A 232-nucleotide genomic window follows, 5' to 3' on the forward strand; every position below is an offset into this window, starting at 1 on the left:
GCAAAGTGCTGCCTGTGCGTTCACCCACGTATTGCATTCGAAGCTTATTCGCTCGAAAGCAGAGCCATGGTGTGCTTATCCATCATTTCCAGCGCACGGCCACCGCCGCGAGCACCGCAAGTCAGCGGGTCTTCGGCAACGATCACCGGCAGGCCGGTTTCCTGGGCCAGCAACTTGTCGAGGTCTCGCAGCAGCGCGCCACCACCCGTCAGCACCAGGCCACGCTCGGCGA

The 232-nt window shown here is 62.5% G+C and carries 1 protein-coding gene; it reads right to left on the reverse strand.

Annotated features, from left to right (window positions below):
- Window positions 1-44 precede the first annotated feature (44 nt).
- The coding region (locus tag AC0IXA_RS28225) for a rod shape-determining protein (protein WP_471815029.1) at window positions 45-232 on the reverse strand (188 nt) is incomplete at its 5' end.

It is taken from the genome of Pseudomonas sp. AC083 (genome assembly GCF_979253165.1).